The sequence below is a fragment of the Parendozoicomonas sp. 2304DJ65-17 genome (genome assembly GCF_058148445.1).
The window spans coordinates 1-268 of sequence record NZ_JBYVJV010000057.1 but is presented as its reverse complement, the minus strand read 5'-3'; the positions used below and the strand labels follow the sequence as shown (position 1 = coordinate 268).

Sequence of the window (268 nt, the reverse complement as noted above, 5' to 3'; positions counted from 1 at the left end):
GAATGGCGGAGTATTGCGGCAGGGCGTAGTGGTAGGTGCCGCGGATAAGGTCGGCTGCCCGCATGGAGGTGGAATCCTCCTGGTAGTGCGGGTTGACGTAGCTGAGGCCTTCGGTGGCTTTGACGATGGCGAATTGCTGTCCGGCGGCTTTCACGCGAGCCCAGTCGATGGCCATGGAGCCAGGGTGTTGGTGGCTGGCGACGTCAGATCCGGGGAGGAGGGCGATAGCGGGTGCGGCGAGGGCGACGCTGACGGCGGCAATTCCCGA

At 65.3% G+C, this 268-nt stretch carries 1 protein-coding gene; it reads right to left on the bottom strand.

Annotation, left to right across the window (positions count from 1 at the left end; translation table 11 throughout):
- The coding region (locus ACY2RR_RS24520) for a GH25 family lysozyme (protein WP_490110822.1) at positions 1-226 on the bottom strand (226 nt) is incomplete at its 3' end.
- Positions 227-268: the final 42 nt, after the last annotated feature.